A 1,503-nucleotide genomic window follows, 5' to 3' on the forward strand; every position below is an offset into this window, starting at 1 on the left:
ATTATTTTTAATGATTTAAATCTCTTATAAACATATAAATTATTACAATAAAATTAAACAATATAACTAAAATGTTAAAAACCATTGACCATTTATGCAGTTTCAAAAAAACATCATAATTTGTTTCTTTCAAAACTCTAGATTCTGGGATGATATAAAATAATTGGATTATTAACAGTATCATTGCTATTACAATAATAGCTGCAATAATACTACTAAAGGCATATCTCATAATATAAATTAAGCAAATAAAAAAAGCAATTATACCAATTGTAAAATATGAAGGAAATATATTGCTAACAACCAATCCAGCATCATTTTTATTTAATAATTTAAAGAGTAGTGGTGCAATAAAAAAACTAAAATATACGCTCAATCCAAAATAAGCTGAAAGCATAAAAAAAGAAATTTTAAACATTTTATCATTCATTCTGTATTATATTAAAAAAATTCTAATTTAGCAATATATAAAAAATATCAACCTTTGAGACTTTTAACCTCTTCTCCATTTGGGCCTATAAATCTGCGACCCCATCCTGTTATTGCAGCAATTAACATAACAATAACCAGAAGCCACCCATGAAAAACATAGGGTACAACCTCTATAGGATTTACAGCCTGAACAAAGCTATATTTAGATGTAAGCCCCTGTATTGAAACAATACCTAGTAAAGTACCACCTGCCCAGGGAAAAATATAACCCAACGCAGAGGTCATTGAGTCTAAAAAATTTGCCCTTCTATAGGGATGAATTTTTAATTCATTTCCTATATCATACACAAAAGTTGAGGCTAATATTTCAGCAGCAGTATTAATAGTAATTAAAGAGTTTAATATACCTACTAGTGCCCACATAGCTATCTCTGCTCTTGCTACAACACCTTTAATCTTTGAAATAGTAAATCTTCTAATAGCATCCATTGTACCACCAATATTTACAATATAACCTAGAGCAACAACCAATAAAATTAATACTGCCATATTTACATAACCTAATACACCATCAAGCAGTGCCCCCTCTACCCTTCCTTCTTTAAGATTAAACCACAAAATATTCTTCATTGGACATAAATCTGCTATATATATTAATATAACCGAGGATATAATCCCCCATGTTAAGGATGTTATAATGTGATGGCCCCTAAATGCAATTAATAAAACTAAGGCAAAGGGTATTAGAAGTATTAATCCCTCAGGCCTCCCAAAGGCACCAGTACTCAATATATCATTTTTTACAGTCATGTCACTACCGCCAAATATTAAGAATAAAATCATTGCAGGAATAGCAGCAGCAACGGCATACTTAAACCTAGATCTTACAACGCCTATTATATCAGTGCGTTGTGTAACTGCAGAAACAATTGTAGTATCAGAGACTGGAGCCAAATTATCACCAAATGCAGCACCGCTTAAAATAGCACCCAAGAGTACGATAGGATCAGAGCCAATAGCAACACCTGCTGGGTATAAAAGCATACAAAAAGCAACAACTGTACCATAACC

General features: G+C 31.4%; 2 protein-coding genes. Both read right to left on the reverse strand.

The window, feature by feature from the left end; translation table 11 throughout:
- Positions 1-7 precede the first annotated feature (7 nt).
- Positions 8-430 (reverse strand): DUF4149 domain-containing protein, encoded by a 423-nt coding sequence (locus SVN78_11155; protein ID MDY6822163.1) that lies wholly within the window; start codon positions 428-430, stop codon positions 8-10.
- 47 nt (positions 431-477) lie between these two features.
- The coding region (locus SVN78_11160; protein ID MDY6822164.1) for a Na+/H+ antiporter NhaC family protein at positions 478-1,503 on the reverse strand (1,026 nt) is incomplete at its 5' end.

It is taken from the genome of Deferribacterota bacterium, from assembly GCA_034189185.1.
Classification (GTDB): Bacteria; Chrysiogenota; Deferribacteres; order Deferribacterales; family UBA228; genus UBA228.

What these genes read in the sequence shown, in the direction of transcription:
- SVN78_11155 (MDY6822163.1), bottom strand. Translation starts at nt 430, where the DNA reads ATGAATGATAAAATGTTTAAAATTTCTTTTTTTATGCTTTCAGCTTAT.